This window comes from Campylobacter concisus (genome assembly GCF_003049705.1).
GTDB classification, from domain to species: Bacteria; Campylobacterota; Campylobacteria; order Campylobacterales; family Campylobacteraceae; genus Campylobacter_A; species Campylobacter_A concisus_AR.
The window spans coordinates 1-26,436 of sequence record NZ_PIRF01000006.1 but is presented as its reverse complement, the minus strand read 5'-3'; the positions used below and the strand labels follow the sequence as shown (position 1 = coordinate 26,436).

Genomic DNA, 26,436 nt, shown 5'->3' with positions numbered 1-26,436 from the left:
TTACTTTTTATTTACCCCAAGATATCTTTTTAAAATAATAGTGGCTGAAATGCTATCTAGCCTACCATCTCGTCTTGTATTGGTGTAAATTTCACTAGCTTCACTGCTACTAAAGGCTTCATCTTGATAGACAATATTTGCCTTTACATCAAGAAGTGAGACAAAATGCTCGATGCGTCTTCTCATCTCATCTTCGCTACTACCACCGATTGGCACACCCACTACTAGCGTATCTGGGGTATATTCATTTACCTTTTGACTCACATCTCTTGCGGCTTGATTTCTATTTTTTCTAAGCACTGGCTCAAGCGGAGTCACGATCTCGCCAAAACCAAAAGCAAGCCCTATTCGCTTTAGCCCAACATCGATCGCCATAAATTTCTCTCTCATAGCATGCTCTTTACTCTTAGATTTGAAATTTCAACTAGCCCTTCAAGCTCGTACTCATAGATGATATCGCCAAATTTTGCCAAAACTTCATCAAGGCTTATGCCATTTTTACAAAATTCTAATATCTCATCATCGTCTTTTTCTTGCTCTTTTATCTCGCCAAAAAGTGAAGCAAATTTATGATAGTTATCGATAAGCTCAGCTTTTTTATTTGCAAGCAAAAAATTTGTCCCATCGCTTTCACCCATGCGCTGTGGCAGTACATAAACTGGAATTTTAAGCTCATTTGCAAGCCTCGCACTTTGCATAGAGCCACTTTTAAGATCAGCTTGCGCGACGACTAGAGCTTCACAAAGCCCCACAACTATGCGGTTTCGCTCCAAAAATCTATAAGCAAGTGGCGGCTCACCTTCATCATACTCACTAAGTGCCAAGGCTTTGGTGTAAATTTCATTTATCGCCGCTTTATTTTGGCTTGGATAGATGGTGTCAAGTCCGCTCGCAAAAATGCCAATCGTTCGTGGCATAGCGGCTTTATGAGCTGCGATATCAACGCCGATTGCTCCGCCACTTACCACGCATATGTTTGCACTTTTTAGTGCTGCACAAAGTGCTACAACACACTCTTTTGTATAAACACTTGCCTTTCTTGAGCCAACAACTGCGATCTTTGGCAAATATAAAAGCGAAGTATCTCCGATAAAATTTAGCTGTTTTGGTGGATTTTTTAGTCTTTTTAACGGCTCTGGAATAAAATCAAGTCTCATAAAATATCTTTTAGATAAACCACATCAACATCTTTTAAAAGATTATTTTTACTCTCTTTTATCACTGCGATCGTATTTTTCTTTGGATGCCCAATGGCGATCGCGTAGCCTCTTTTTTTAGCCAAATTTACAGCAGCCACAAGCTCACGCCTAACAGCACTAGCCGATGGATCGTCGTCTAAAAATATATCTCTTGAAATGTATGGCTGATTATGTTTTTTTGCAGCTCTTGCTACTGCGGTTTGAGCGATAGTTTTACTATCAACAAAGACAAAGCCCTGCTCTATCAGCGCCCTATAAGCCTTATCCATAGCGTCAAAATCGCTTGTAAAGCGCGATCCTGTATGGTTGTTTGTATATTTTGCACGTGGGAAGTCTTTGCGTATCTTTTTTATCTTTTCGTGCATGCTCTCAAAGCTCTCATTGATCGTGAGAGTGCCTATCTCTGGGCTATCAAAGTGTTTTGCTTGCATCGGAAGATGTATCATATAAAACTCAAATGTTCTTGCGATATTTGGCGTATCTGGATGAGTCTTTGTCGCTGGAAAAATAGACGGCGTGATTTCTAGGCCAAGCGATTTTATCATACTCGCATGTTCAAATGTCGCCACATCGTCTATTATGATGACGAGCTTTGCACGTCCTTTTATGCTAGCGCTTGGCGTAAAAGGTACCGCTTCAAAGCTATCTTTTTTTATATTTTTTTCTTCGTATTTTGTTTTTTCTATCTTTTTGGTAGTTAAATTTTCAGTTTTTTTAGCTGGCTCGACTTTTATGTTCTCGCTTTTAATTTTCTCTTTTTTTTCTATTTCAGTACTTTTATTTTGATCGACTTTTGCTTCAAAATTTTGAGGTTTTAACTCGGTTTTTTGTTCGATTTTTGAGCTATAAAATGGCTCTATCTTTTGTTCATTTTCTATTACACTAGGCTCTGTATTTTTATAACTTGCAAGTAAATTTTTAGTATCGTTTTGCTCTTTTTTTATCTCTTCTTTTTTGGCTTCACTCTTTACTTCAGCTATCTTTTTTTGCTCTTTTGGCTCAACTTTTGAATTTAAAACAAGCTCACTTTTATGCTTAGGATCGGTAAAAATTTTACTTAAATTTTCATCTTCATCAAATTTTAGAGGGTATTTTCTCTTTTCGTATTCTTGTTTTTTCTCTTTACTGGCAACCTTTGGCTCAGCTTTTTTAGAAATTTGCTTCTCTATCTTTGGCTCATTTGCTTTGCTTATCTGTTCTGCACCATTATTTTTTATACTAAGGGCTACGCTAAGTGCTATTATCAAAATAGCTGCGATAATGCCGATACCAAGATAGGTTTTATTGTGAGAGCGACCTGCACTATTTTTTGTGGGTCGCTTCTTTGCAGTCTTTTTTTCGCTCAAGGCTTAGTTTTTATTTTGATCTATAAGTTTGCCGTTAGTTATCCAAGGCATCATCGCGCGAAGTTTTTTGCCAGTTTGATTTAGCAAACTTCTCTCAGCTATACCGCGCTCAGCGTTCATTCTAACATATCCTGCTTTTCTCTCTAGGATGAAGTCTTTTGCAAATTTACCATTTTGAATCTCTTTTAAAACTTCTTTCATGGCTTTTCTGCTCTCTTCGCCAACCACTCTTACACCGCTTACGTAATCACCGTATTCAGCGGTATTTGAGATAGAATAACGCATATCAGCCATGCCACCTTGATACATTAGATCAACGATTAGTTTTAGCTCGTGCAAGCATTCAAAATAGGCCATCTCAGGCTCATATCCAGCCTCTACAAGCGTATCAAAACCAGCATTTACCAGCGCACAAAGACCACCACAAAGTACTGCTTGTTCACCAAACAAATCTGTTTCAGTTTCATCTTTAAATGTTGTCTCAATGATGCCGGTTCTGCCGCCGCCTATACCGCAAGCATAGCTTAGAGCGATCTCTTTTGCCTTTCCACTTGCATTTTGCTCAACAGCGATAAGATCAGGTATGCCGCCACCTCTTACGAATTCGCTTCTAACTGTGTGTCCTGGTGCTTTTGGAGCGATCATAATGACATCTATATTTGCTGGAGCTTTTATCTGGCCAAAATGAACATTAAAACCATGTCCAAACGCGATAGCAGCGTGATCTTTTAAATTTGGCTCGATCTCATTTTTATAAATTTCTGCTTGAAGCTCATCTGGAGTTAAAATCATAACCACATCAGCGCCCTTTGTAGCTTCGCTTACGCTTTTTACCTCAAAGCCTTTTGTCTCAGCCTTTGCCCAGCTTTTGCCACCTTTTGAAAGACCAATGACAACACTTACACCGTTATCTCTTAAATTTTCAGCATGTGCATGACCTTGTGAACCAAAGCCAATGATTGCTACTTTTTTACTTTGAATAAGGCTTAAATCGCAGTCTTTATCATAATAAACATTTATAGCCATTGTTACTCCTATTATTAAAATTTGGCAAAATTATAACTTTAGCCAGCAAAAATTCGGCTGAAATATATAGAAACTCTTTTTAAGTTTTATGATAATTTATTTTGATAAAATACGCTGAAATTTCAAAAAAAGAGATAACTCAATGAATGAATCAGTTTTTAAAAAAATCAAAGCACTTCCACCATTAGATGACACAGTTATACAAATTCAACGCTTACATGCGGATGAAAACAGCTCAATAAGTGATCTTACAAAAGTGGTCGAAAAGGATCCGATGCTAACAGCAAATATCTTGCGTTCAGCAAACTCTCCACTTTATGGGTTTTCTCAAGAGATCACAACCATCGCAAGAGCTATTTCTCTTTTTGGTATGGCTACTATTCGAGGTTTTGCGCTTTCAAGCACGATTAAAAAGAGCTTTTCTATAAATTTAGAGCCTTATGGCATTACTACACAAGATTTTTTAAATATCTCGATAATACAAAATGCACTGATGTACAATTGGCATTCTAAAGTTAATCCTAAAAGCTTAGAAATTCTCTCTCCAGCTTCATTTATGCTTGAGATTGGCAAGATAGTTCTTGCTCACGAATTAGCCGAAAATAAACAAGACACCGAATTTAGAGAAAAACTTAAAAATATATCTAGCCCAATCGATCTTGCCCTATTTGAAACAGAAATTTTAGATATGTCAAATGAAGAAGTTACTGCTAAAATTTTTGAACAATGGAACCTTGAAACAGAGCTTAGCAGCTCAATACTCTATTCAAATAATCCAGAAGAGGCACCAGATCATATAAAAGATTACGCAAAAGCCCTAAAAGTGATAAAAACAGCTGTAAATATCTTTAATCAACTTGATGATATAAGCATACAAAATACCCTACCTCTTCTTGACGAATACGGCTTTGGACATGATACGTTTTTAATGGCTGTCGCTAAAGTCAAAGATAATTTGTGAAAGAATTTCTAACCTCACTACTAGTTGGCATCAAGGAAAAAGAAGTTTCAAACGAAGATAAAGAGATTTTACGAAATCTCTTAAATCTTGGTGCCGTAAGCTCCCATAAAGATAAATTTTACCTAAACAATGGCTACGTCTGCGGCAAGCTAGACATCAGTCAAAACGCAACTGGCTTTATCATGCCGTTTGATAAACGCTTCAAGCAAGACATAATCGTAGAAAATAAAAATTTAAACAATTCTCACCTTGGCGATATCGTGTTAGCAAAGCTTTTGCCGCTTAAGAAAAAACGCCAAAGCGCTAAAATAGTAATGAGCCTAAAGCTTGCCAATGAGACAAGTGTGGTCTATACAAAACGCTTTGGAGCGGCCATTTTAGGAGTAAATTTAAAAACAGGGCTAAGCACGACCTTAAAAGCGACTCAAAAAAGCCTAAAGATGCTCCCACTTGGGACGCTACTTAAGGTAAACAACCTAAATAACGAAATAGTCGAGGTTTTAGGAAATTTAGAAGATCCATTAAGCGATGAGAAAATTTCGCTTGCTATCTATAATAAAAACGATAAATTTAGCGAGGCTTGTGAGCTTGAGGCAAAGGCTTTTGGCGACGAAGTCGATGCTAGCATGTATCCAAATAGAGTTGATCTAAGAAATTTAGAGTTTTGCACGATCGATCCAGTCGATGCCAAAGACTTTGATGACGCCATATATTTTGATGAGAAAAAGCGTGAAATTTACGTCGCAATCGCTGATGTAAGCGAGTATGTGACCGCATATAGCGCCATTGATAGCGAGGCTAAAAAAAGAGGCTTTTCTATCTACTTTCCGCACATCTCAGTACCGATGTTGCCGCGCGCGCTTAGTGAAAATATCTGCTCGCTAAAGCCAAATGTACCGCGCCTTGCATTTTGTTTTAAAATTTCACTTGATGCAAACAACGAGGTAAAAAAAGAGGAGCTTTTTGAAGCGATTATCCTTTCAAAAAGGCGCTTTAACTACGATGAGATCGATGAAATTTTAGAAGGCAAAAGAGAGTGTGAAATTTCATGGATCAAGCCACTTTTTAAACCCACCACAAAGCTTCGCAAAAAAAGGCTTTTGCATGCATTTGACTTTAGGACAAAAGAGCTTAGAATGAGTCTTGATGAAGAGGGTCAAATTTCTCAAACTAGGTTTGAAAGTGACTCCGACTCACATAGACTTGTCGAGGACTGCATGCTTTTAGCAAATAAAGCTGCCGCAAAGCTCATCACAAAGGGCGTTTTTAGAAACCACGCTTCGCCTGATTTTAAAAAGATAGATACCTTGCTTGAAGATTTACAACTTTTGGGGCTTGACTTTACCTACGAGAGTGATCTTGCAAATTTGATAAGAAAGATCCAAATAAAAGCCGACGAGCTAGGCAACCGTGAAGAGATAGATAAGCTCATCATCAAGTCTCAAAAAAAAGCTGAGTACTCAAGTGAAAATTTAGGCCACTTCGGGCTTGGATTTGATAGATACACACACTTTACAAGCCCTATTAGACGCTATTCTGACCTTATTTTGCACAGACTTTTAAAGGCTAAAATTTCAAAAGATGAGAAGCTTTACAACTTCTTGCTTTTAAACATCCAAAGCACCTGCGCAAATTTAAGCGAACTTGAAAGAGAAGCCGACAAGGTAGCCTACGACTTTATGGATAGGAAATTTGCACGCTGGGCAGCCGCAAACATTGGCAAAGAGGTGCGTTGCTACGTGAGCGAAAACCAAAATGTCTTGGTTGCCAAGCTTGATGATCATTTTGTTGGAGCTAGGATTTTCATAACAGGATACAGCGCAAATTTACTCCAAAAACTTGTCGTCAAGATCACAGAGGCCGACATCGCAAGTGCTAAAATTTTTGCAAAAGTAGTAAGAAAGATCGATGTATAGAAAAGATTTGGAGCTAAATTTAGCAAATGCAAATTTAAGCAACTACTTCTTGCTTTTTGGGGCAGATGAGTTTCAGATCGAGCTTTTTGGCAAGGAAATTTTAAGCTTTTACTCAAGCGAAGACGCAAATTTATTAAGCCTTTATTTTGATGAGTACAACTACGCGCAAGCAAGCTCTCATCTAAGCGAGCAGTCGCTTTTTGGCGGCAAAAATATCCTTTATATAAAAAGCGACAAAAAGATCCCGGCAAAAGAGTTAAAAGAGCTCATCTCGCTTTGCTCAAAAAGCCAAGACAACTACTTTTTATTTGAGCTTTATGAGGCCGATATGAAGCTAGTTTTTGATACGCAAAAGGCTTTTGGGACAAATTTTGCGAGATTTTTTAAGCCCTCAACTCCGGATGAAGCGATAAATTTACTAGCTAAAAACTCAGCCAAAATAGGCCTAAACATAACTAAAAATGCACTTTATGAGCTTTATTTTACCCACAATGAAAATTTATACCTTGCAGCAAGCGAGCTAACAAAACTAAAGAGCCTAAACACACACATCGAACAAGATGATGTAAAAAGGCTAGTTTTTGGGCTTGGCGGGATAAATTTTGATGATTTTTTTAACAAATTTATGGCACTAAAAGATATAAAAAACGACTTTTTTACCTATCTAGAAGATCCAAATTTTAATGAAATTTTACTTCTAAACTCACTTTACAAAGCATTTTTTAGGCTATTTAAAATTTACTCTTACATTAAGATAAATGGCCGATTAAATTTAGATGAAGCGATTGGTTATCAACCGCCTGTAAATGTTGCAAATTTATTAAAAGCAAATAGCTTAAAACTAAATTTAAATACCTATTTGGAGATATTTAAAACGCTAAATTTAGCCGAGCTAGAGCTAAAAACAAACACAAAAATGGATAAAGAAATTTTTGTATTATCAACTATTTTAAATTTACAACATCTCATATCAACAGCAAATATTAAGTAACTTTAAGCTAAAATCCACCCTTGCTTAAAGCAAAATCCTTGCTCACAAAGTGAGCTAAATATCCATAAGGAGAAGAAATGAAACATTACGAGCTTTTATTTATTCTTAAGCCGACACTAACGGAAGAGGAAGTTAAAGCTAAAGTTGACTTCGTAAAAGAAGTTATAACAAAAAACGGCGGCGAGATCGCTACTGTCGTTGAGATGGGCACTAGAAAACTAGCCTATACCATCAAAAAATATGAGCGTGGAACATACTTTGTTATCTATTACAAAGCCCCGCCAGCACTTCTTGCAGAGCTTACAAGAAATGTAAGGATCACTGAGGATATCATAAGATTTTTAAGCGTTAAATATGAAAATAAACGCGAAATCGCAGCTTGGGAAAGACTTTGCAAAGGCATCAAACAAACTATCAAAAAAGAGACTCGCGAGCCAAGAGCACCACGCGAGCCAAGAGTTGAAAAAGTAGACGAGCAAACTTTTGCAGAAGAATAATCAAGGATAAAAAATGTTCAATAAAGTAGTCTTGGTTGGAAATTTAACTAGAGATATAGAGCTTAGATATACTACTAGTGGATCTGCTATAGGAAATTCTGGTATCGCTGTTACTAGAAAATTTAATACTAACGGCGAGAAACGTGAAGAAACGTGCTTTATTGACATATCATTCTTTGGCAAATCAGCTGAAATAGCAAATCAATATTTAAGCAAAGGCTCCAAACTTCTAGTTGAAGGAAGATTGAAATTTGATCAATGGACCGACAATAATGGACAAAACCGCTCAAAGCACTCAATCGTAGTTGAAAATATGGAGATGCTTGGCGGAAATAGCGGAGCTAATGGACAAAGTCAAGGTGGATTTAATCAAAATAGTTCATACTCGCAACAACGAAATAATGGTTCAAACAATAGCTATGGTAATGGTGGATATCAAAATTCAGCGCCACAAAGACAGCAAATGCAACCACAAAATAAAAAAGTACAAGAAGAGTACTATGAGGAGAAAATCCCTGATATAAACATTGACGCCGATAATTTTGATGGCGACAACGAAATACCGTTTTAATTTAAAGGATAGAAAATGGCAGAAAAAAGAAAATATTCACGCAAATATTGTAAATTTACAGAAGCTAAAATTGATTTTATAGATTATAAGGATACTTCTCTTTTGAAGTATTGCTTATCAGAGAGATTTAAAATAATGCCAAGGCGTTTAACTGGCACATCAAAAAGACATCAAGAAATGGTAGAAAAAGCGATCAAAAGAGCTCGTCATGCAGCTATTATACCTTACATAGTAGATCGCAAAGATGTAGTTTCAAATCCTTTTGATGGACTATAATTATTTAATTTATTAAACCCCTATTAATGGGGTTTAATCCTAATCTTAAATATTCTAGATATATGTTCTTATAGATTTTTATTTATTGACTGCAGTTTAAAATATATGTCGTCTTTAAACAACTCTTTAGTTCAAAAATAACTTATTTAGCCATATGTGCAATCAATGTCGTCGATTCACTACAATTCTTACTATTATGAATCACACATCATCTATCGTATAGCAATAGCTGTTCACATGAGGCTAAAAAGTAAGATACTTAATATAGAAGAACTTTACAATAAAAACATATCTTAGTAAATCCAATATTCATCCATTTGGTGTCCGCATATCTTACAAATGGCCTTTATTATGTATTTTTTATTTTAAAAATTTACCGATGTCAAATCAGCTTAACCGTACAATTAATATTAGCCAAAAACAAATTTTAAGCATCCTTTTCTTGACATGTAATAATGTTTTTTGTATAATCTCAATTCTTTTTTAAGCAAATGTCTTGCTAGCTCAGTCGGTAGAGCATCTCACTTTTAATGAGGGGGCCGTTGGTTCGAATCCAACGCAGGACACCATTTTTGGGTTTATGACCCTTTCGTCTAGTGGCTCAGGACTCTACTTTCTCTGTGTAGAAACAGAGGTTCAAATCCTCTAAGGGTCGCCAGATGTTTTTTAAATTTTAGGTCGCTTAGCTCAGTTGGTAGAGCGCCACCCTTACAAGGTGGATGTCATAAGTTCGAGTCTTATAGCGACCACCATTTTAGGTGCAGCGGTAGTTCAGTTGGTTAGAATGCCGCCCTGTCACGGCGGAGGTCGCGGGTTCGAGCCCCGTCCGCTGCGCCATCTTTTATTCTTTAACTTCCATTTTTCCCAGTTATTGTTATTCTTAAAAATAGTGAATTTTATTAAAAATTTATGTTTTAAAATTTTACATATAAAATAAATTGAAAAATAAAACCTAAGTTATCGCCACTAAATCGCATATATTTAAAAATAAATCTTTTTCTAAAATTTCTAAATAATTGATACAAGACAAATCAAAATTAATATTTTTATCTCTAAGTTATCAAAAAATCAATATAATCGTAAAAATTTAATAAGGGAAATTTATGGCATTTGAAAATGTATTAAAAGCGATTGAAGATATAAAAAATGGCAAAATGGTAATTATGGTCGATGACGAAGACCGTGAGAATGAAGGAGACTTGGTCTTTTCAGCGGCAAGCAGCGATATGCAAAAGGTAAATTTTGCGATCACTCATGCAAAAGGTGTGCTTTGCCTTGCGATGGATGAAGCAAACGCAAAAAGACTTGATTTGCCGCTAATGGTTTCTAAAAATACATCCAGCCACGAAACTGCATTTACTGTCACAATTGACGCAAAGGAGGCAACGACAGGCGTAAGTGCTTATGAGCGTGATATGACGATTAGACTTGCTGCTAGTATTGATTCAGTGCCTGAAAATTTTGTAAGGCCTGGGCATATATTTCCGCTTATTGCAAAAAAAGGTGGCGTCCTCGTTCGTACAGGTCATACTGAAGGATCAGTTGATCTTTGCAAACTCGCTGGCGTTAGTCCAATGGCAGCGATTTGTGAGATCGTAAAAGAAGATGGAACAATGGCAAGACGTGATTATTTGGAGGAATTCTGTAAAAAATTTGACCTAAACATGATAAGCGTTTCTGAGTTAGTAGAATACAGACTTAGCCACGAAAGCTTAATAGAAGTTTCGCCCGCAAAGAGTGTAAAAATCTGTGGTTTTGAAGCAAAAAGATATGACATAAAAGATCACGAAAATAAAAATCACGCTGCCTATGTTTTTGGAGAGACAAAAGCGCAAACTAATGTAAAATTTCAAAAAATAAGCAAAGACCATGAGCTTTTAAGCGGAGATAAATTTGATAATTTATTAAAGGCGTTGGATTTTTTAAGTAAAAATGGCGGAGTGTTACTATTTTTAGACAGCAATAAAAGCGATACAAGCTCGCAAAAAGATTATGGCATTGGGGCACAAATTTTAAAGTATTTTGGCATAAGCGAAATTGAACTTTTAAGCTCAAATAAAAATAAAGAATTTGTAAGCCTTGCAGGTTTTGGTCTTGATATAAAAGGCTATAAAGAAATTTAAATAGATAGCCTTTTGACGCTTTTTATTTAATGCGGATATCAATCGTCCTAATAGCAAAATTCTTCACTTGGAAAAATTTTGCCTTTTACATCATTTGCGTAGGATTGCACACTCTTTCTTACAATATCCGCTCCATCAAGATAGCGTTTTACAAATTTTGGTTTAAAGTCTTCGAAAAACCCAAGCATGTCAGACCATACAAGCACTTGCCCATCGACGTTTACTCCGGATCCGATACCAATAACTGGCACATAAACCTGCTTTGTTATCTCGCTAGCCACGCTACTCACCGTACCCTCAAGTAAGATGCCAAATGCTCCAGCTTGCTCAAACGCCAAAGCCTCTTCAATTAGTTTTTTTGCCTCGATCTCGCTTCTGCCTTTTATCTTATAACCGCCTTCAAATTTATAAAACTGAGGCTTTAAGCCGATATGTGCCATAACGTTTATGCCCTCTTCACAAAGGCGCTTCACTAAATTTACTTGGTGCATGCCAACTTCAAGCTTTACCGCATCGGCATTTGTCTGTTTGAAAAATTTCATCGCATTTTTTATCGCTTGCTTTTCATTTGTGTAGCTGCCAAATGGCATATCAGCCATGATAAAAGTATTTTTAGCTCCGTTACAAACGGCCTTTGTATGATAAAGCATGGTATTCATATCCGCACCTATCGTGCTTTCTTGCATATTAAAACTCATATTTAAGCTATCGCCAACCAAAATAATATCAGCATAATCATCAAAAAGCTTAGCAAACAGCGCATCATAAGCAGTTATCATTACAATAGGCTCAATGCCTTTTTTATTTTTTATATCATTTATGCTTAGTTTTTTCTTCTGAGTTTTTTCATTTTTCATTGCAAGCTCCAAGGATTTTACCTAAAAGGCTAACAATTTTATCAAATTTTTGCTACAATTACGCCAATTTCTTAAGGACATAAAAATGGGTATATTAAAAAGGCTTGAAATAGATTACTCTTATGACATAGTTGAAGAATTTTTATCTCACTATGCTTTAATGTGCGATTTACTCGAGCCTTTGATAATAAATTTAGGAAGAGCTGATAAATATAAAGATAGCATCCTAGAGCTTACTAGGATTTTTCATAATATTAAATCAGCAGCAGGATTCATGCATCTTGATCCGATATTAAAGCTTACAACTTTAGCTGAAGAGATAACTCAAGAGGCAAGAAGTCTAAAGGGTCCAGCAAATGATAAATTTATAGATTGGTTACTACTTATTAGCGATCAGTTTAATAAATATAAAGATGACGTCGAGAACGATTTTGAATATTTTAGCGTTCTTGAACCAAAAATCATTGATGTACCTGCAAAACTTAACTAAATAATCCACTAACCATTTTATTTTTTGGGAGCGACTTGGCTTCGACAGGAGCAGAGTGTGTACGGTGGCACGTCGCTTTGAGCAAAGCGTAAAAAGCTCAAATTAAATTTAAACGCAAACAACGTTAATTTCGCTCCTGCTTACGCTAAAGCTGCGTAAGTTCAGTTGAGCCTTGCTTAGTCTAATTCTAGCTAGGACAAAAGCAAGTAATTTAGCTAGAGTAGGCTCGCAAAGTGACTGCTTGCTAGCTGAAATTTTAGTCTTAGTCTAAATTTTGGTTTTGGAAAGTGAGCCTTTTTAGATGAAATTTTCACTTTTGCTAAGCATGTAGAGGCTGTATGCATTTTGTTTTTGGACAGGGGTTCGATCCCCCTCGCTTCCACCATTTTTATCTAAAAATACAAATAAAAATTTTATTAAATAGCTTAAATTAAAAAAGCTCTTCTGACTCAAAATAATTTTGTGAAATATTTCGCTCTTTTTCATTAGTATTTACATGAAGCACATAATAGCCTATCTGTGTGTTGCTAGCGTCTATTAATGGTACCACACAAAAGTAGTGCGTTTTATAAACGTAAAATTCATATTCTTTAAAATTAATATCACGCAAAAAACCTACTATGTTTAAATTTGCACTGCTTAAATTTTCGATGTAATAATCATTTAAAATTTGATCACTTGGAATGCTTTTACGAGATGGCATCTTGTCTTTTGCCAAAAGAACAAATAGATCAATTCCTTGCTTTTTAAAATAATTTCCAAGTGAATCAAAATTTAACAAAACCTCGATGTTGCCAATAATTTTACCATCACGTATTACGTTTGAGACAGCCCTTATATGCGTTCCAGCATACCACGCCTCGATGCCAACCATGGGCTTGTTTTGATGCCTTGACTCTTGCACTAAAAACCTACTACTAGCGATCATATCGCCATATCTGTTTAAATCCCAACTCCTTACATAGCTTTTTAGATCTTTATCATAAATATGAAGCTTAATGTTGTTATACATCGATGCTGCGCCAAGGGTTTTGGTTAAATTTTCGATATTTTTTATACATTCATCGCGACTTTGCCCTAGCAAGCACATTTGTATGGATTCATTTTGAGCAAGCAAGATCGAGATCGCCATTGATGAAAATTTCTCATCATCTATACTTTTATTAAGCTGTTTTACCTGGTAATCAAAAAAGACTCGCATATTATTTTGCATCTTTTCAGCCATATAAGAGCTGTAAAGAAAGTAAAAAAGCCCTCCAAGTACTATAATAAAGATAAAAATAATGTAGAAATTAAGATATTTTTTATATTTATTCAAAACTAGCCTTTAACTTTTCTTCTAAAAATTTTGCAAATTTATTAAATTCCGGCAACACAAGCTCACTTTTTCTTTTTGGATTAGCCCAAACGCTATCTGGGAAAAATGCGTCATTACTAAATCTAGCAATAACATGAATATGCAAGTGTGGCACGTAGTTTCCAAAGCTTGCAATGTTTATTTTGGTTGGTTTATAAAACTCAAGCATTGCCTTTTCGCTTATAAGCATCGCCTCAAAAAGCCTAACTCTACTTGCCTCATCGCAGTCGCTTAGCTCACGAAATGGCTTAATGGTAAAAATTTTTATCCATGGAAGTTCATTGTCTTCACGCTCGATTTTTATAAATTTATCTTCATAGATCATATTTGTTCCTATTTTTATACAAAATTTCTCTCTCTTAAAAGCGTATAAAGCTTGATAGTCGAGATAAAAAATGTCACAATCGCCGGTCCAAGGATCACGCCCCAAAACCCAAATGTCGTGATACCTGCAAGCATCGCAAAGAATATAAGAAGTTCATTTATCTTTGTTGGTATTTTGACCAGCTTTGAGTTTATAAATTTAATAACAAGTGGCTTTAAAAGCGTATCAGCTGCAAATGAGATCACTACGATCGTATAAATTGCGATAGTTATCGCTGCTGCTGTGTTGCCATTTGCAAACTCATAAATGCTAATAGGCCCCCATGCCAAAATACCGCCAACAACTGGAATAAGCGAAGCAAAGCTAAAAAAGATGCCAGTTAGCACGCCGTCATAGCCGTAAAAGCTTGTGACAATAGCAAATAAAAAGCCTTGTATTATCATATTTGCAATGGTTGAATAAAAAACCACACTCATCACGTTACCAACCTCACTTAAAATAGACTCTGTGTCATCTTGCTTTAGCGGAAGTGCATATTTTAGATAGTTGATTAGTTCATTGCCATAAAGATTGCAAAAGAAGAAAAAGACCAAAATAATGATCATATCAACGCCAAATTTAAGGCTTAACTTACCTAGACTTGCAAGATTTGTCGCAAGTTGAGAAAAAAGCATTTTAATATCAAGTCCACCGATAAATTCTTTTATCTTTGGCTCTAAAAAATTTATCGACTCAGGCATCCTAAAATCATAATTTTTGATAAATTCGATAGTCTTTGTGACATTGTTTATATCAAAGCCAGCTGCGTATTTTGCGATCTCAACCACCGCATAAAGAAGTGGGGCGATAAATAAGCAAAGAAGCACAGATGTGGTAAGAGCCGATGAAAGCGTCTTGCGGTTTTTAGTGAGCGATAAAAATGCGATTTGGACATTTGAAACCGCGACAGCAAGCAGCGCAGCGATAAAAATATCAAGCAAATATGGTTTAAAAAGATAGACCACCAAAGCCAAAGCACAAAATACAAAAATTCCAAAAAATAGTCTATTGTTCATCTTGCTCCCTTAAAATGGGATTATTATAGCAAATTTATCAAAGTTGCTCATTTGCTTCCCAAATTGCTTAAGCTCTTTGCCATCAAGCTTGCAAAGCTAGCAAGTGTGGCTAGGCTTTTGACATTTTTAGCATGCTACTGGCGCTTAGTAAATTTAGATAAATTGATAGTTTTACGTAAAATTTCTAGCTCAAAAGCTCCTATAAATTTAGCCTTTTACGTACACTGAAAATTTGCCCCGACGATCTCGCATTCATCACAGATTTGAACATAAATAGTTCCCTCGCCATCTACTAGACTTCCAAGAGGAATTTGTGCTATGTATTTCATGCTTTTGCTACATTTTGGACATTTTAAATGCTCGGCATCTTGCTCCCACTGCGGATATCCTCCAAGCAAAATTTCGCTATCTATCATATATGAGTAGTGAGCGCAAACCTCGCTGGCTAGCTCGAAATTTTGCCCATCAAGAGTCGTCACAGCATCTCTTAAATAGTCATCACTCTCGCCCTCACCTACTATCTCTGTTTGCATATTATTGCCATCATTTTGGCAAAAATACTGCACAAGACCAATGCATGTTGGACAAAATTTAAGTACAGCATCGTTTTTAAGCTCTAGCCCAAGTCGCTTTAGACTCTCTTTTTTGATGATAAATTCCAGCATCTCGCCGCTACAAAATTTACATTTTTCATCGTTTAGTGCTTTAAATTTAATGCTTGCATCTGCGTTTTGGCTTGGCCCACATGTAAAACACTTATCAAAAACTAGGCTTCTTCTCTTACCACTCTCGTCAAAGCTCCAGCCAGCAACCTGAGCGTATGCGTCAGTATCTACGTGAAGCTTTACCTTCCAAGGCTTTGGCGCATTATAAAGCTTAAAAAATAGCTCCCTCACCACCTCATCGCCCTGCCACGCAAGCGCGCAAAGGATGTGATTAGTTTTTACCCTATTTTCAGCGCCATTTAGACTATTTATGAGCTCATCTCTTACATCACTTGAGGCGTTTTTGTAAATTTCAAATGGATAGTATTCACACTCTTTGGTTACTTCTCTTATTATCTGCTCGTCGCAAATGCCGTGCAGGTAGAAAATATAGACAAGATCGCTATAAATTTCATCATATTTGCCTATCTCGTCTGTGTGAGCTAGGACATTTTTTAGCTTTTGCTTAATCTCAGCCTCGCTTAAGCCTTGATAAAACTCCAGCTTCTCTTTTTGCCTGCAATCATAGCAGATCCCATCAAAGTAAATCGTCCTTTGCTCGCACCTAGGACAAAGATGTGGCTCACCCATTTTTGCTCCAAATTTAAATTTTGCTACTCAAAAAGCCCTTTTTCGATATCAATCTTGACATTAAAGGTCTCAAAGCACTTCGCACTCGCGATTCTACCCTTTGCGGTGCGCTCGATAAAGCCATTTGCAAGCAAATATGGCTCGATGACATCCTCAACCGTGCCCTCGTCCTCACTAAGTGCCGCAGCTATCGTGCTAAGCCCCATAGGACGGCGCCTTGCTTGCATCAAAATTTCTAAATACCTAATATCCATCTCGTCAAATCCAAGCGAATTTACACCAAGTGCGTTAAGCCCCTCTTTCGCACGCTCGTGGCTGATGATTAGCTCGTCATTTACCTCGGCAAAGTCGCGAATTCGCTTTAATAGTCTAAGAGCGATCCTTGGCGTGGCACGTGAGCGTTTGGCGATCTCGAGTGAGGCGTTTTTATCGCACTCTTTGCCAAGCTTGGCAGAGGCTATCTGCACGATACGGCTTAGCTCGCTGCTTGTGTAAAACTGCAGCCTAAAGTCCATCCCAAAGCGGTCTCTTAAAGGCGCTGAGATCATGCCAGCACGTGTCGTTGCACCAATCAGTGTAAATTTTGGCAGATCTATCTTGATAGTCTGAGCAGCTGGGCCAGAGCCTATTATGATATCAAGCCTAAAGTCCTCCATCGCAGGGTAAAGCACCTCCTCGATAGCTGGGCTTAGGCGGTGGATCTCATCGATAAAAAGCACGTCGCCCTCTTGTAAATTTGTAAGGATCGCCGCAAGATCACCACTCTTTTCTATCATCGGTGCTGCAGTCATTTTGATACTTACACCCATCTCGTTTGCGATGATGTGAGCAAGGGTGGTTTTACCAAGTCCTGGAGGGCCGTAAAATAGCACGTGATCTAGGCACTCATTTCGCTTTTTGGCTGCTTTTATAAAGACATCTAAATTTTGCTTGATCTTTTCTTGTCCGATATAGTCTTCAAATTTTGTCGGTCTAAGCGAGACTTCAAAGTCATTTTCAAAGCTTACTTTTTCGATTTCAACGATTCTATCCAAAGTTTTTCCTTCTAAATTTAAGGCTTCATTTTACGCTTTTATACTTAATCTAAGCTCGTTTAAATTTATAGTAAAAGGTGCTGCCTTCATTATAAACGCTATCAACACCGTATAAAATGTCATGTTTTTGGCAAATTTCGCTGACGATATTTAGCCCAAGACCAAAGCCACCTTGGATTTCATCCTCTCTGACGTATCTTTTCCAGACCTTTTTGACGTCCTTTATCCCCTTGCCAAAGTCCTGCACGCTAAGATTTATGCGGTCTGCTTCAAGCTCTAAATTTACTATTATCTCGCTCTCTTTTGGGCTGTATTTTATGGCGTTTGTGATGGTGTTATCGATGATGCGTTGAGCTTCGACCTTGCTTAGCATAGTAAATGCATCGCCTTCTAAATTTGTCTTTATCTCGATGTGTTTGACATCGGCCACGCTTGAGAGAAATTTCACTCGCTCTATTATATATTCGCCCAAATTTAGGCGCTCAAGTGGAAATTTTATGTAGCCACGCTTTATAAAATACTCGACATCTTCGTAGGTTATTTGCATCTGTTTTAAGGCGTTTTTGATGCGAGTTATATACTTGTTTTCAAGCCCAAGCATCTCAAGATTCATGCCAGCTACGCCAAGTGGGGTCTTTAGCTCGTGCATGGCGTCGTTAAAGAAGTTGTTCATATACTTTTGAAACTCTTTATAGGGCTTAACGCTGCTTAGATATAAAAAATAGACGATAAAAAGCACAGCCACAAGGATGACAAGGAGCATAAGTGCCGCTAGAAATATACTTTTTTCATTATCAAGCTCTTTTTCAACGACAATATAATAAGGCGTTTTATCCTTTATAAAAAAACTTTTATAAAACAAGAAGCCATTTTCTTCAAGTGTTACAAATTTAAAGTTGCTTGGCTGCTTGGAGAGATTTGAAATAATTGGATTAAAATTTACATCATAGATCGCAAATTTATACTTTAAAGAAGGAGTTATATTTTCATTTTTTAAAAACGAATTTTTGATAATAGTTTCATGCTTCATCGCACCAAAAAGAGCTTTTGAAGTGCTGTTTTTTTGACTTAAATTTAAGATCACAAAGCTTTGAAAACAAAAGAGCGACATTATGACAAATGTCGCTATGATCTGAATCTTAAAGCTCTTGTGCATCTATCTTGTAGCCTATACGCCTCTTTGAAGTGATAAAGTCACTAGTTGTTTTGTTTCTTATCTTTAAAACATGCATTCTGATATCAGCGCCCTCGATCTCTTTATCGTTCCAGACAAGATCTCTTAGCTCTTCCATACTGACATAAGAATTTAGATGCGAAACTAGACACTCAACAAGTGCGACTTCTTTTGCGCTAAGATCGACCATTTTGCCGTTTTTAAATAGCGCACGCTTGTTTAGATTAAAGCTAAACTCGTCATTGATCTTTACTATGTTCTTATCATCAGTACCATAGTATTTTCTCATAAGCTCAGCTACTCTAAATTTAAGCTCAGCAAGTTCAAATGGCTTTTTTAGGTATTCATTACAGCCAAGCTCGTAGCCAATCGCCATATCGCCTATATCAACTAAAGATGTTGTTATCATGATAGGAGCGTTTGGATTTAAGCTCCTTATGTACTTGATAACTTCATGTCCATTTACGCCAGGGACTTTTATATCAAGTATAAAAAGGTGATAGAAATTTTTCTCTATCAGATCACACGCCTCTTGGCCATCGCTCACCGCTGTAACTTCATAATCAAGCGTCTGCAAAAACTCACAGACGCTCTCTTGAAACCCTAAATCATCTTCTAAAAGCAAAATTTTCAAATCTCTCTCCTAAAAAATAAGTCTTATTAAGATTTAGCCCTATTGTAATATTTAATAGGTAAATTCAAAATTAAAATTATTTTTTAAGCATCAAATAAAAATTTGCCCCGCATAGACAATGTAACACCTTAGCAAAAATACGCCACATATTACGAATAATGCGTTAATCACGGCAAATTCGCGTTTAAAATCATGCACCTTTAAAACGCTTAAGTCTAAAATGATAGGTAAAGCCATACCAAAACCAATGACGCCAATATAAAACATCAGCCCAAGAGAATTTGCGCTAAGCGCATTTGCTACGCTCTGCGCACCACTTGTGCTTGCACCTTTTACAACCATAAATAGAGCAACTATGAGTAAAAACTCGGCGATAATCGCAAAAAAATCAAATTTTAATAAATAGTGTGCAATATCGTTTTGCCTTTTTGCCTTATCTTTTAGCACGCCAACAAGTAACGTAAATGCACCAGCACAGCTCAAGCCTGATACTAAAAATAATACCGGCAAGACTGATGTGTTCCAAAGTGCGATCTTGTGAGCTGCGCTTAGCAAAAAGCCTGTATATGCACCAACGCCAATGCCTAGGATAAAAAGCAAAATTTCAAGTAGGCTTGAAAGCTTGCTAGCAAAATTTGCAACCATATCAAAAAGAGAAATTTTAAGCAATGCAATCTCGTTTTTAAATGCACCAACTGCATATATAACGCTAAGAGGCGTATAAACTAAAAGTAGTGCAACGCCTATTGACATAACTGAGTCAAAGTTATAAAGCAACAAGATCCAGTAAAAGCTAAGCGGCTTGCCAAGATCAAGCACCAAAAGAGCAAGTCCAAGGACGATCGCCACTGGAGCGATAAGAGCAGCTGCTTTAAAATAGTAGTTCTCTTTGCCATACTTTTTTGAAATGAGCACAGCAACGATGCTAGCACCCGCACTAAGTCCTGCTAAAAATAGATAAACGGCTATCGGCCAGCCCCAGTAAATTTCAGAGTATTGAGCTAGGCTTCCTGACATGTTATTCATGATGTGCTCCTTTTGTATTTGCGATCATCGCAAGTGAAGGTTTTGTGTTTAGCTCCGCTTTTGGCAAGTAGTATTTGCTCTCTTTTAATTTCTTTGAAATTTTAGAATTTTCATCATTTACATCGCCAAAAGTTAGGGCATTTGTAGGGCAGACGCTAACGCAAGCTGGCTCTTTGCCCTCTTCTAGCCTACTCTCATAGCAAAATGTGCATTTGCCTATCTCGCCATTTGGCAAGACATAACGAGCGTCGTATGGACAGGCCAGGATGCAGTATTTGCAACTAACGCAAATTCTATGATCAAGCAGCGTCACGCCATCAGCCGTTTTAAAGCTAGCGCCAGTTGGGCAAACCTCAACACAAGGTGCATCTTCGCACATAACACAGCTTTGACGTAAAAAGTCAGTCTTTAAATTTGGAAATGTCCCACTCATCTTTGCATGCACCTGCAAGCGGTAAAGTCCCCTTGGTACGTTGTTTGCACTTCTGCAAGCTACCGAGCAGCCTTGACAGCCGATGCATAAATTTTCATCATGTATCATCATATATTTTTTCATTTTCTATCCTTACGCTTTACTTATGCTAACGCCAACATTTGTAACCATAGTCGCAGCCACTGGCCCTTCGGCTGGATTAAGAAGCACGCTTGTATTTAGCCCCACGTGATCTATACTCTTAAGAGCTGGAGTGATGTGTCCAAAGCCGTGATAGATAAAGAGTGTATCTTCTCTAATGCCCTCGGTCACCATAAGCTTGCCCTTTTGCTCGCCAAATTTATTTTTCACCACGACCATATCGCCATCACGTAAATTTTTACGTTTAGCTGTTTTTGGATTTATCCAGATAGGGCTATCACTCATAAGATCATGAAGCGACGGCACTGCCTGAGTATGGCCGTTGGTATGAATAGGCGTTTTGCCACAAGTTAGACAAAGATCATGTCCATCAAATGTGTCCATATCTTTGTCATTTAGCGCGCCATATCCTGCAAACTGCGCTTCGACATCAGGCAAAAATAGCTCTATCTTACCGCTTTTTGTTTTAAGCTTAGCCATATCGTCCATTAGTCCATTTTCACCTACAAATTTAGTAGCGACTGGATATTTAGCAACAAATTTATCGATCATGCCCTTTTCTCTAAACAAAATTCCCGGCTCATCCCACGTGATAAAACCATCTTTTTCAAGAGCGGCAAGTAAATTTACATCTCCGCCAGCTTGTTGCATCCTAAACTCACGTATGTCGTTCCAAGTGTAAAGCTCATCTATCTTCATGCGGCGTGCTAGCTCCCTAAAGATAAATGCCCCGTCCTTCGTGTCGCCAACTGGATCAATAACTTTATTTCTTATCATATAAGCTGGCTTTAGACCTGACTTATCCTCTATGCCCTCGTCGCGCTCAAGGTAGCTACTCTCAGGCAAGATGACATCAGCAAATGTCGCCATATCGTTTAGATAGACATCGCTTACCACGATAAAATCAAGCTTCTTCATCGCCTCTATGCTCTTCATCGTCTCAGCAACGTTTATTAGGTGGTTAAAGCGGATGTTAAACCAGCCTTTTATGGCGTAAGGCTTTTCGTTTAAGATAGCGTCATTTATATCCATCAAAACGCCATGTTTTCTACTTACAAATTTATGCCTACCAGTCTCGCCAGCAAAGTCTAGTCTAGTCACTTTTGGTACTTTAAATTTATCATCTGGATTTTTAAGAACGGGGAATTTATCCTCGCCGACTAGTTTGTTAAAGGTTTTTGCATTTTTGCCACCAAAAAGACCGCCTTTAACCTCCCAGTTGCCCATCATCGCATTTGCCACCATGATAGCCTTTGTCCTCATATATTCAGCTTTTGTGGTGGTTGTCTTATGCCCAAAATCAAAAATAACTCTTGGAGCAGCTTTATAAATTTCATCAGCGATGCGTCTAACATCACTTGCTTTTATGCCAGTGATTGTCTCTTGCCATTCAGGCGTTTTGCCCTCTACGCTTTTAACGATCTCATCAAAGCCAATTGTAAATTTTTCTATAAATTCCTTATCGTAAGTGCCATTTTGTATCCATGTATTTATGATAGCTAGCACAAAAGCTAGATCGGTACCAGGTCTAACTGGCAGCCACTCATCAGCCTTTGAAGCCACCACGCTAAATCTTGGCTCAAGCACAAGTAGCTTTGTATCTTTTTTAGCTGCAAATTTAGCAAGCTTTTTAGCATCGGCTATGACGATGCCTTCAAAGAGGTTGTGACCAAAATTTACAACGTATTTTGCATTTGCAAAGTCTCTTTTTAGCTTAGCGATGCCATACATCTGCTCGCAGACCATCTGATATGTGATCGGACAGCATGAAAAGTGTGAAAAGCAGTTTGGCGAACCATAAGATGAGGCAAAATTTACCATTAGCTTGTGTGTTTGCGAGCTTTTACAGGTAAAGACAAAGCTTTCAGGGCCATACTTTTGCTTAATCTCAAGCATTTTTGAAGCAACTAGATCAAGTGCCTCGTCCCAGCTGGCCTCGCGCCACTTATTTTCGCCTCTCTCGCCGACCCTGATCAAAGGCTTTTTGACCCTATTTTCGTCATAAAGCTGGCTAAAACCAGAGCCACCTCTTGCACAAAGCGAAGTCGCCGTACCACCAGCTTTTGGATTACCGCTTAAGAAGCAAATTTTATTATCAACAAACTTTTGCTTCGATAGGGCATCTTGAAGAGCACATCTCGCAAAAGCTACGGACGTACTTCTCATCTTGCTTTGCAGCATTTTCTAAAGCACCACCCGGTAAGGACGATGCAACCATACTAACTCCAGCACCGAATTTTAAAAATTCTCGTCTATTTAAGCTCATCTTTCTCCCTTTAAAAGATATTTGCCTTTAGTTATTCTAGTATTTAAAGTTGAAAATAAAATTAAATCTTACTTAATATTTATATTTAGATTTTTAGTTTTAAAAAATTAGTATTCTAATATAAAAATAAGTAAAATTCTAAAAATTATAAATTTAATTAATATAATTTTTAACGCAATCTTATAAAAAATTTGAATATAAATTTTTGATTAAGGATTTTGAATAGAAATTAAAAATTTTCAAGGGATTTAAAAAGCCGAGAGAGATCTCGGCTTAAGTTTGATTTAAAATACTTATAAAAGTATCGGAGCTATCAAAAATCCAAGTGCGACAGAAAAAGCAATAGCTAAAACACCTGGAATAAAAAAGGAGTGGTTAAATATATATTTACCTATCCTAGTTGTTCCAGTATCATCCATTTGAACGGCTCCAAGAAGTGTCGGATATGTTGGCAACACAAACAATGCTGAAACTGCAGCAAATGATGCAACTAAAATATATGCGTCACCGTTATTTGCAGCAGTTAAACCAAGTGCGGCTATAACTGTAGGAATAAGTGCCTTTGCGGTAGCAGCTTGAGAGTAAAGAAGCATACTAGCAAAAAATAGCGCAACAGCTAGCATAAACGGATAGTCTTTAACAAAATCGCCGGCAAAATTTTTGATCGCATCGGTGTGATTTACCACGAAAGTATCTCCAAGCCACGCTACACCTAGCACGCAGACGCACGCAGTCATACCACTTTTAAATGTAGCTGTATTAAATAACTTATCGACTTTAACGCCACAAGTTAGTGTGATTAAAGTAGCGATAACTAGCATAAAGCTCATAATAGCGTTATCTCTAGTTAATACCAACACCTTTGTAGGTTTATCTGGATCTTCTACATATTTTACATTAGTAGTTGAGTCAGTTTTGACTTTTATATCTTTTGCGACAAGTTCATTAAATTTATCTGGACTTTTGGTCTCATAAATTTTTTCATAGCCTGTTACATAGCTTGGTTTTATCCAGCCTACGTTTTTACTAATAGCAGTAGCATATAAAACGACAGAGATAACACCAACTAAGAATATTAAAACAGATAGTTTAGCTCCTTTTGGAAGCTCTTTTTTCTCTTCGATTTTAACATCTTTGATTAGCCCTTCTTTAAGTCTTCTTTGATACTCTTTATCGCTACTTAGATCAAGATTATAAAATATATTTATAACAAGAGCTGTTAGCATACAACCAATAAAAGTTGTAGGTATCCAGATAGCTAATAGTAATGGATAGCTAATGCCAAGTCCACCCAAAGCATGCTCACCAGCCATAAATACAACCGCTGCTGAAACCGGGCTTGCTGTAATAGCTATCTGACTAGCAACAACAGCTATACTAAGAGGCGCGCTAGGCTTAATGTTTTGTGTCTTTGCAACTTCGGTAATAACTGGAATCATAGAAAATGCTGTGTGTCCAGTACCGGCAAATACAGTTAGTAAGTAAGTGACAACTGGAGCTAAGAAATTTATGTATTTTGGATGTTTTCTTAGTATCCCTTCAGCTATTTGCACCAAATAATCAAGGCCACCAGCTACTTGCATAGCTGTAATAGCAGCTATAACGGACATAATGATTAAAATAACATCCCAAGGTATACTACCTGCTTTTAATCCAAGTCCTAAAGTTAAAACTACGACGCCAATGCCACCAGCATAACCAATAGCCATACCGCCTAGTCTAACACCCAAGAATATCGCACCAAAAAGCACGATCAACTGTAATATCAATGAAATATCCATTGAAAACTCCTCTATTAAATTTTATAACTAAAATTTTTACTTAAGCGTGTCAGAATTTTGACACGCTTTTAATAATACTTTGCTTAAATTTTTACCTAATCATGCTTGGATTTAGCATATTTTTTGGCTCTAAAATTTTATCGATCTCTTCTTTGCTTAGATAACCTCTCTCTAGGCAGATATCACCAACTGCTTTACCAGTTTGCAACGCTTCTTTAGCAATACTTGCAGATTTTTCGTAACCGATGTATGGATTAAACGCAGTTACGATACCAACTGAGCCTAGAACTGATTTTAAGCAAGCTTCTGGATTTGCTGTTAGTTTTCTTACAGCTTTTTCAGCTAGTGTTTTCATCGCATTTTCAAGTATAAATATAGAGTTAAATAGCGCATAAGCAATGCCTGGCTCAAATGCATTTAGCTCAAATTCGCCTCTCTCACTGCAAAGCATGATAGTTACGTCGTTACCGATTACTTCATAGCATGCTTCGCCTACAACCTCAGCAATAACTGGGTTTACTTTGCCTGGCATGATTGAGCTACCTGGTTGCATTTGTGGTAAATTTATCTCGCCAAGGCCGCATCTTGGACCTGAGTTCATTAAGCGAAGGTCGTTTGCGATTTTTGAAAGTCTAACAGCTGCAGTTTTTAACGCACCACTTACGTGAACGAAGTCTGCTGTATCTTGTGTAGCTGCGATGAAATCATCAGCTTTTTTGAAATCAACACCAGTGATATCTTTTAACTTTTTAACAACCACATTTTTATAATCAGGATGGCAGTTAATACCTGTACCAATCGCAGTTGCACCCATGTTTAGATATGTCATTGATTCGCGTGCAGCTGTGATCTTTTCGATATCGCTTTTAATGTAGCTCGCAAATGCATTAAATGTATTTCCAAGTGTTGTAGGAACTGCGTCCTCAAGCTCAGTTCTACCCATTTTAATGATATCTTTAAAATCTTTTGCTTTTTTATCAAGTTCGTCTTTTAGTAGATTCATTGCAGCAAGCAAATCAGTAAGTTTTGCGTAAGTTGCTACTTTTATTGAGCTTGGATAAGTGTCATTTGTACTTTGTCCAAGGTTTGTATGATCGTTTGGATGGATGTATTGATACTCGCCCTTTTTATGACCCATGCTCTCAAGCGCGATGTTTGTAATAACCTCATTTGCATTCATATTTGTACTTGTTCCAGCACCACCTTGGACCATATCAACAACAAATTGATCTAAAAACTCACCTGCTATTACTCTATCAGCGGCTTTTGCTAGCGTATCAGCGATCTTAGGATCTAAAACGCCAACCTCTTTATTTGCAAGTGCAGCCGCTTTTTTGATTTGTGCAAATGCTTTTACAAAGTATGGATACTCTTTTAATGTTCTACCGCTCATGTGAAAATTTTCGGTAGCTCTAAATGTTTGGATACCATAATAAAAATCGTCAGAGATTTCCAACTCACCTATAAAATCGTGTTCTTTTCTGGTTGCCATAACCATTCTCCTTATAAAAAATGTATTAATGAAATTATATAGATATTTAATATTTTAAATATTAATTACTACTTTATTTTTTTAAGCTTTGACTTTTAACCTAGATAAAACGACTTTTGGAAAAAAATTTATAGTAGCTTTTAAGCTATATTTAATAATATAGCTTAGAT

Annotated in this window: 25 protein-coding genes, 4 tRNA genes, 1 other RNA gene and 1 pseudogene; 14 read left to right on the top strand and 17 right to left on the bottom strand. The window is 37.1% G+C overall.

Annotated elements, in window-relative coordinates; genetic code table 11:
• The 4 genes from ruvX to ilvC are packed head-to-tail and all read right to left on the bottom strand — an operon-like array spanning nucleotide 1 to nucleotide 3,571.
• Complete coding sequence (ruvX, locus tag CVT05_RS07085; RefSeq protein ID WP_107698292.1) at nucleotides 1–390, bottom strand: Holliday junction resolvase RuvX; 390 nt, start codon at nucleotides 388–390, stop codon at nucleotides 1–3.
• The gene (locus CVT05_RS07080) at nucleotides 387–1,157 is read right to left on the bottom strand and encodes a DNA-processing protein DprA (protein ID WP_107698291.1); all 771 of its coding nucleotides are present in this window, start codon (nucleotides 1,155–1,157) and stop codon (nucleotides 387–389) included. The genes ruvX and CVT05_RS07080 overlap by 4 nt, the downstream gene beginning before the upstream one ends.
• Nucleotides 1,154–2,545, bottom strand: a complete 1,392-nt coding sequence (locus CVT05_RS07075) for a divergent polysaccharide deacetylase family protein (protein WP_107698290.1) — start codon at nucleotides 2,543–2,545, stop codon at nucleotides 1,154–1,156. The genes CVT05_RS07080 and CVT05_RS07075 overlap by 4 nt, the downstream gene beginning before the upstream one ends.
• A gap of 3 nt (nucleotides 2,546–2,548) precedes the next feature.
• A complete protein-coding gene (gene ilvC / locus CVT05_RS07070) occupies nucleotides 2,549–3,571 on the bottom strand; it encodes a ketol-acid reductoisomerase (protein ID WP_107698289.1) in 1,023 nt (340 codons plus the stop codon).
• A 142-nt stretch (nucleotides 3,572–3,713) separates the two neighbouring features.
• On the opposite strand from ilvC, the gene CVT05_RS07065 reads away from it, so the two are divergent.
• The 11 genes from CVT05_RS07065 (at nucleotide 3,714) to CVT05_RS07015 (ending at nucleotide 10,906) form a co-directional block, all read left to right on the top strand.
• Nucleotides 3,714–4,532 (top strand): HDOD domain-containing protein, encoded by an 819-nt coding sequence (locus CVT05_RS07065; protein WP_107698288.1) that lies wholly within the window; start codon nucleotides 3,714–3,716, stop codon nucleotides 4,530–4,532.
• Entirely contained in the window at nucleotides 4,529–6,448 is a 1,920-nt protein-coding gene (locus CVT05_RS07060) for an RNB domain-containing ribonuclease (protein WP_107698287.1), read from the top strand. The genes CVT05_RS07065 and CVT05_RS07060 overlap by 4 nt, the downstream gene beginning before the upstream one ends.
• Nucleotides 6,441–7,439 carry a DNA polymerase III subunit delta gene (gene holA / locus CVT05_RS07055; RefSeq protein WP_107698286.1) on the top strand — a complete coding sequence of 333 codons (999 nt, stop codon included), beginning with the start codon at nucleotides 6,441–6,443 and terminating at the stop codon, nucleotides 7,437–7,439. Before CVT05_RS07060 ends, holA begins: the two co-directional genes overlap by 8 nt.
• Before the next feature lie 77 nt (nucleotides 7,440–7,516).
• The gene (rpsF, locus tag CVT05_RS07050) at nucleotides 7,517–7,936 is read left to right on the top strand and encodes a 30S ribosomal protein S6 (RefSeq protein ID WP_107698285.1); all 420 of its coding nucleotides are present in this window, start codon (nucleotides 7,517–7,519) and stop codon (nucleotides 7,934–7,936) included.
• A gap of 13 nt (nucleotides 7,937–7,949) precedes the next feature.
• Complete coding sequence (locus tag CVT05_RS07045) at nucleotides 7,950–8,507, top strand: single-stranded DNA-binding protein (protein WP_103589590.1); 558 nt, start codon at nucleotides 7,950–7,952, stop codon at nucleotides 8,505–8,507.
• Between the two features lie 15 nt (nucleotides 8,508–8,522).
• Nucleotides 8,523–8,783: a 30S ribosomal protein S18 gene (gene rpsR / locus CVT05_RS07040; protein ID WP_021091467.1), complete on the top strand. Its 261-nt coding sequence runs from the start codon at nucleotides 8,523–8,525 to the stop codon at nucleotides 8,781–8,783.
• Nucleotides 8,784–9,276: 493 nt separating this feature from the next.
• Nucleotides 9,277–9,352, top strand: a tRNA-Lys gene (locus CVT05_RS07035).
• Between the two features lie 13 nt (nucleotides 9,353–9,365).
• A tRNA-Glu gene (locus CVT05_RS07030) sits at nucleotides 9,366–9,441 on the top strand.
• 18 nt (nucleotides 9,442–9,459) lie between these two features.
• Nucleotides 9,460–9,535: transfer RNA gene (locus CVT05_RS07025), tRNA-Val, on the top strand.
• Between the two features lie 8 nt (nucleotides 9,536–9,543).
• Nucleotides 9,544–9,620, top strand: a tRNA-Asp gene (locus tag CVT05_RS07020).
• Nucleotides 9,621–9,886: 266 nt separating this feature from the next.
• A complete protein-coding gene (locus tag CVT05_RS07015; protein ID WP_107698284.1) occupies nucleotides 9,887–10,906 on the top strand; it encodes a bifunctional 3,4-dihydroxy-2-butanone 4-phosphate synthase/GTP cyclohydrolase II in 1,020 nt (339 codons plus the stop codon).
• 47 nt (nucleotides 10,907–10,953) lie between these two features.
• Here CVT05_RS07015 and panB read toward each other — a convergent pair whose 3' ends face one another.
• A complete protein-coding gene (panB, locus tag CVT05_RS07010; RefSeq protein WP_107698368.1) occupies nucleotides 10,954–11,763 on the bottom strand; it encodes a 3-methyl-2-oxobutanoate hydroxymethyltransferase in 810 nt (269 codons plus the stop codon).
• A gap of 85 nt (nucleotides 11,764–11,848) precedes the next feature.
• Between panB and CVT05_RS07005 the strand changes: the two genes are divergently transcribed.
• Complete coding sequence (locus CVT05_RS07005; protein ID WP_035167557.1) at nucleotides 11,849–12,253, top strand: histidine phosphotransferase; 405 nt, start codon at nucleotides 11,849–11,851, stop codon at nucleotides 12,251–12,253.
• Between the two features lie 26 nt (nucleotides 12,254–12,279).
• Nucleotides 12,280–12,638, top strand: a transfer-messenger RNA (tmRNA) gene (ssrA, locus tag CVT05_RS07000).
• 45 nt (nucleotides 12,639–12,683) lie between these two features.
• Here the strand turns inward: ssrA and CVT05_RS06995 are convergent.
• From CVT05_RS06995 to CVT05_RS06985, 3 genes are all read right to left on the bottom strand, one after another.
• A complete protein-coding gene (locus CVT05_RS06995) occupies nucleotides 12,684–13,466 on the bottom strand; it encodes a cache domain-containing protein (RefSeq protein ID WP_178140366.1) in 783 nt (260 codons plus the stop codon).
• A 97-nt stretch (nucleotides 13,467–13,563) separates the two neighbouring features.
• Nucleotides 13,564–13,935 (bottom strand): HIT family protein, encoded by a 372-nt coding sequence (locus CVT05_RS06990; RefSeq protein ID WP_107698283.1) that lies wholly within the window; start codon nucleotides 13,933–13,935, stop codon nucleotides 13,564–13,566.
• A gap of 14 nt (nucleotides 13,936–13,949) precedes the next feature.
• Nucleotides 13,950–14,990 (bottom strand): AI-2E family transporter, encoded by a 1,041-nt coding sequence (locus CVT05_RS06985; protein WP_072595169.1) that lies wholly within the window; start codon nucleotides 14,988–14,990, stop codon nucleotides 13,950–13,952.
• A gap of 51 nt (nucleotides 14,991–15,041) precedes the next feature.
• On the opposite strand from CVT05_RS06985, the gene CVT05_RS09275 reads away from it, so the two are divergent.
• On the top strand, nucleotides 15,042–15,218 hold the full coding sequence (locus CVT05_RS09275) for a hypothetical protein (protein ID WP_159070834.1): 177 nt from the start codon (nucleotides 15,042–15,044) through the stop codon (nucleotides 15,216–15,218).
• On the opposite strand, the gene CVT05_RS06980 is transcribed toward CVT05_RS09275, so the two are convergent.
• The 9 genes and pseudogenes from CVT05_RS06980 to CVT05_RS06940 form a co-directional block, all read right to left on the bottom strand.
• The gene (locus tag CVT05_RS06980; protein WP_107698282.1) at nucleotides 15,206–16,285 is read right to left on the bottom strand and encodes a cytochrome C; all 1,080 of its coding nucleotides are present in this window, start codon (nucleotides 16,283–16,285) and stop codon (nucleotides 15,206–15,208) included. The two genes, CVT05_RS09275 and CVT05_RS06980, sit on opposite strands and share 13 nt — an antisense overlap.
• Nucleotides 16,286–16,308: 23 nt before the next feature.
• Complete coding sequence (ruvB, locus tag CVT05_RS06975) at nucleotides 16,309–17,319, bottom strand: Holliday junction branch migration DNA helicase RuvB (RefSeq protein WP_009294236.1); 1,011 nt, start codon at nucleotides 17,317–17,319, stop codon at nucleotides 16,309–16,311.
• 49 nt (nucleotides 17,320–17,368) lie between these two features.
• Nucleotides 17,369–18,475: a sensor histidine kinase gene (locus CVT05_RS06970; protein WP_107698281.1), complete on the bottom strand. Its 1,107-nt coding sequence runs from the start codon at nucleotides 18,473–18,475 to the stop codon at nucleotides 17,369–17,371.
• Nucleotides 18,459–19,127, bottom strand: a complete 669-nt coding sequence (locus CVT05_RS06965; RefSeq protein ID WP_103583408.1) for a response regulator transcription factor — start codon at nucleotides 19,125–19,127, stop codon at nucleotides 18,459–18,461. The genes CVT05_RS06970 and CVT05_RS06965 overlap by 17 nt, the downstream gene beginning before the upstream one ends.
• 90 nt (nucleotides 19,128–19,217) lie before the next feature.
• Nucleotides 19,218–20,153 carry an NrfD/PsrC family molybdoenzyme membrane anchor subunit gene (gene nrfD / locus CVT05_RS06960; protein ID WP_107698280.1) on the bottom strand — a complete coding sequence of 312 codons (936 nt, stop codon included), beginning with the start codon at nucleotides 20,151–20,153 and terminating at the stop codon, nucleotides 19,218–19,220.
• Nucleotides 20,146–20,709, bottom strand: coding sequence for a 4Fe-4S dicluster domain-containing protein (locus CVT05_RS06955; RefSeq protein WP_072595164.1), 564 nt, complete (start codon nucleotides 20,707–20,709; stop codon nucleotides 20,146–20,148). Before CVT05_RS06955 ends, nrfD begins: the two co-directional genes overlap by 8 nt.
• Nucleotides 20,710–20,718: 9 nt before the next feature.
• Nucleotides 20,719–22,993, bottom strand: a pseudogene (phsA, locus tag CVT05_RS06950) (thiosulfate reductase PhsA).
• 293 nt (nucleotides 22,994–23,286) lie between these two features.
• Complete coding sequence (locus CVT05_RS06945) at nucleotides 23,287–24,774, bottom strand: anaerobic C4-dicarboxylate transporter (RefSeq protein WP_054196953.1); 1,488 nt, start codon at nucleotides 24,772–24,774, stop codon at nucleotides 23,287–23,289.
• A 91-nt stretch (nucleotides 24,775–24,865) separates the two neighbouring features.
• Complete coding sequence (locus CVT05_RS06940; protein ID WP_107698279.1) at nucleotides 24,866–26,266, bottom strand: aspartate ammonia-lyase; 1,401 nt, start codon at nucleotides 26,264–26,266, stop codon at nucleotides 24,866–24,868.
• Nucleotides 26,267–26,436: the final 170 nt, after the last annotated feature.

Excerpts from the sequence above, each read along its gene's own strand:
- rpsF (WP_107698285.1), top strand. The coding sequence starts at position 7,517 with ATGAAACATTACGAGCTTTTATTTATTCTTAAGCCGACACTAACGGAA.
- CVT05_RS06955 (WP_072595164.1), bottom strand. The coding sequence starts at position 20,709 with ATGAAAAAATATATGATGATACATGATGAAAATTTATGCATCGGCTGT.
- CVT05_RS06940 (WP_107698279.1), bottom strand. The coding sequence starts at position 26,266 with ATGGCAACCAGAAAAGAACACGATTTTATAGGTGAGTTGGAAATCTCT.
- ruvX (WP_107698292.1), bottom strand. The coding sequence starts at position 390 with ATGAGAGAGAAATTTATGGCGATCGATGTTGGGCTAAAGCGAATAGGG.
- rpsR (WP_021091467.1), top strand. The coding sequence starts at position 8,523 with ATGGCAGAAAAAAGAAAATATTCACGCAAATATTGTAAATTTACAGAA.
- CVT05_RS07005 (WP_035167557.1), top strand. The coding sequence starts at position 11,849 with ATGGGTATATTAAAAAGGCTTGAAATAGATTACTCTTATGACATAGTT.
- nrfD (WP_107698280.1), bottom strand. The coding sequence starts at position 20,153 with ATGAATAACATGTCAGGAAGCCTAGCTCAATACTCTGAAATTTACTGG.
- CVT05_RS06970 (WP_107698281.1), bottom strand. The coding sequence starts at position 18,475 with ATGCACAAGAGCTTTAAGATTCAGATCATAGCGACATTTGTCATAATG.
- CVT05_RS07065 (WP_107698288.1), top strand. The coding sequence starts at position 3,714 with ATGAATGAATCAGTTTTTAAAAAAATCAAAGCACTTCCACCATTAGAT.
- CVT05_RS07015 (WP_107698284.1), top strand. The coding sequence starts at position 9,887 with ATGGCATTTGAAAATGTATTAAAAGCGATTGAAGATATAAAAAATGGC.
- CVT05_RS06995 (WP_178140366.1), bottom strand. The coding sequence starts at position 13,466 with ATGCAAAATAATATGCGAGTCTTTTTTGATTACCAGGTAAAACAGCTT.
- holA (WP_107698286.1), top strand. The coding sequence starts at position 6,441 with ATGTATAGAAAAGATTTGGAGCTAAATTTAGCAAATGCAAATTTAAGC.
- panB (WP_107698368.1), bottom strand. The coding sequence starts at position 11,763 with ATGAAAAATGAAAAAACTCAGAAGAAAAAACTAAGCATAAATGATATA.
- CVT05_RS06980 (WP_107698282.1), bottom strand. The coding sequence starts at position 16,285 with ATGGGTGAGCCACATCTTTGTCCTAGGTGCGAGCAAAGGACGATTTAC.
- CVT05_RS06985 (WP_072595169.1), bottom strand. The coding sequence starts at position 14,990 with ATGAACAATAGACTATTTTTTGGAATTTTTGTATTTTGTGCTTTGGCT.
- CVT05_RS07045 (WP_103589590.1), top strand. The coding sequence starts at position 7,950 with ATGTTCAATAAAGTAGTCTTGGTTGGAAATTTAACTAGAGATATAGAG.
- CVT05_RS06990 (WP_107698283.1), bottom strand. The coding sequence starts at position 13,935 with ATGATCTATGAAGATAAATTTATAAAAATCGAGCGTGAAGACAATGAA.
- CVT05_RS07080 (WP_107698291.1), bottom strand. The coding sequence starts at position 1,157 with ATGAGACTTGATTTTATTCCAGAGCCGTTAAAAAGACTAAAAAATCCA.
- ilvC (WP_107698289.1), bottom strand. The coding sequence starts at position 3,571 with ATGGCTATAAATGTTTATTATGATAAAGACTGCGATTTAAGCCTTATT.
- CVT05_RS06945 (WP_054196953.1), bottom strand. The coding sequence starts at position 24,774 with ATGGATATTTCATTGATATTACAGTTGATCGTGCTTTTTGGTGCGATA.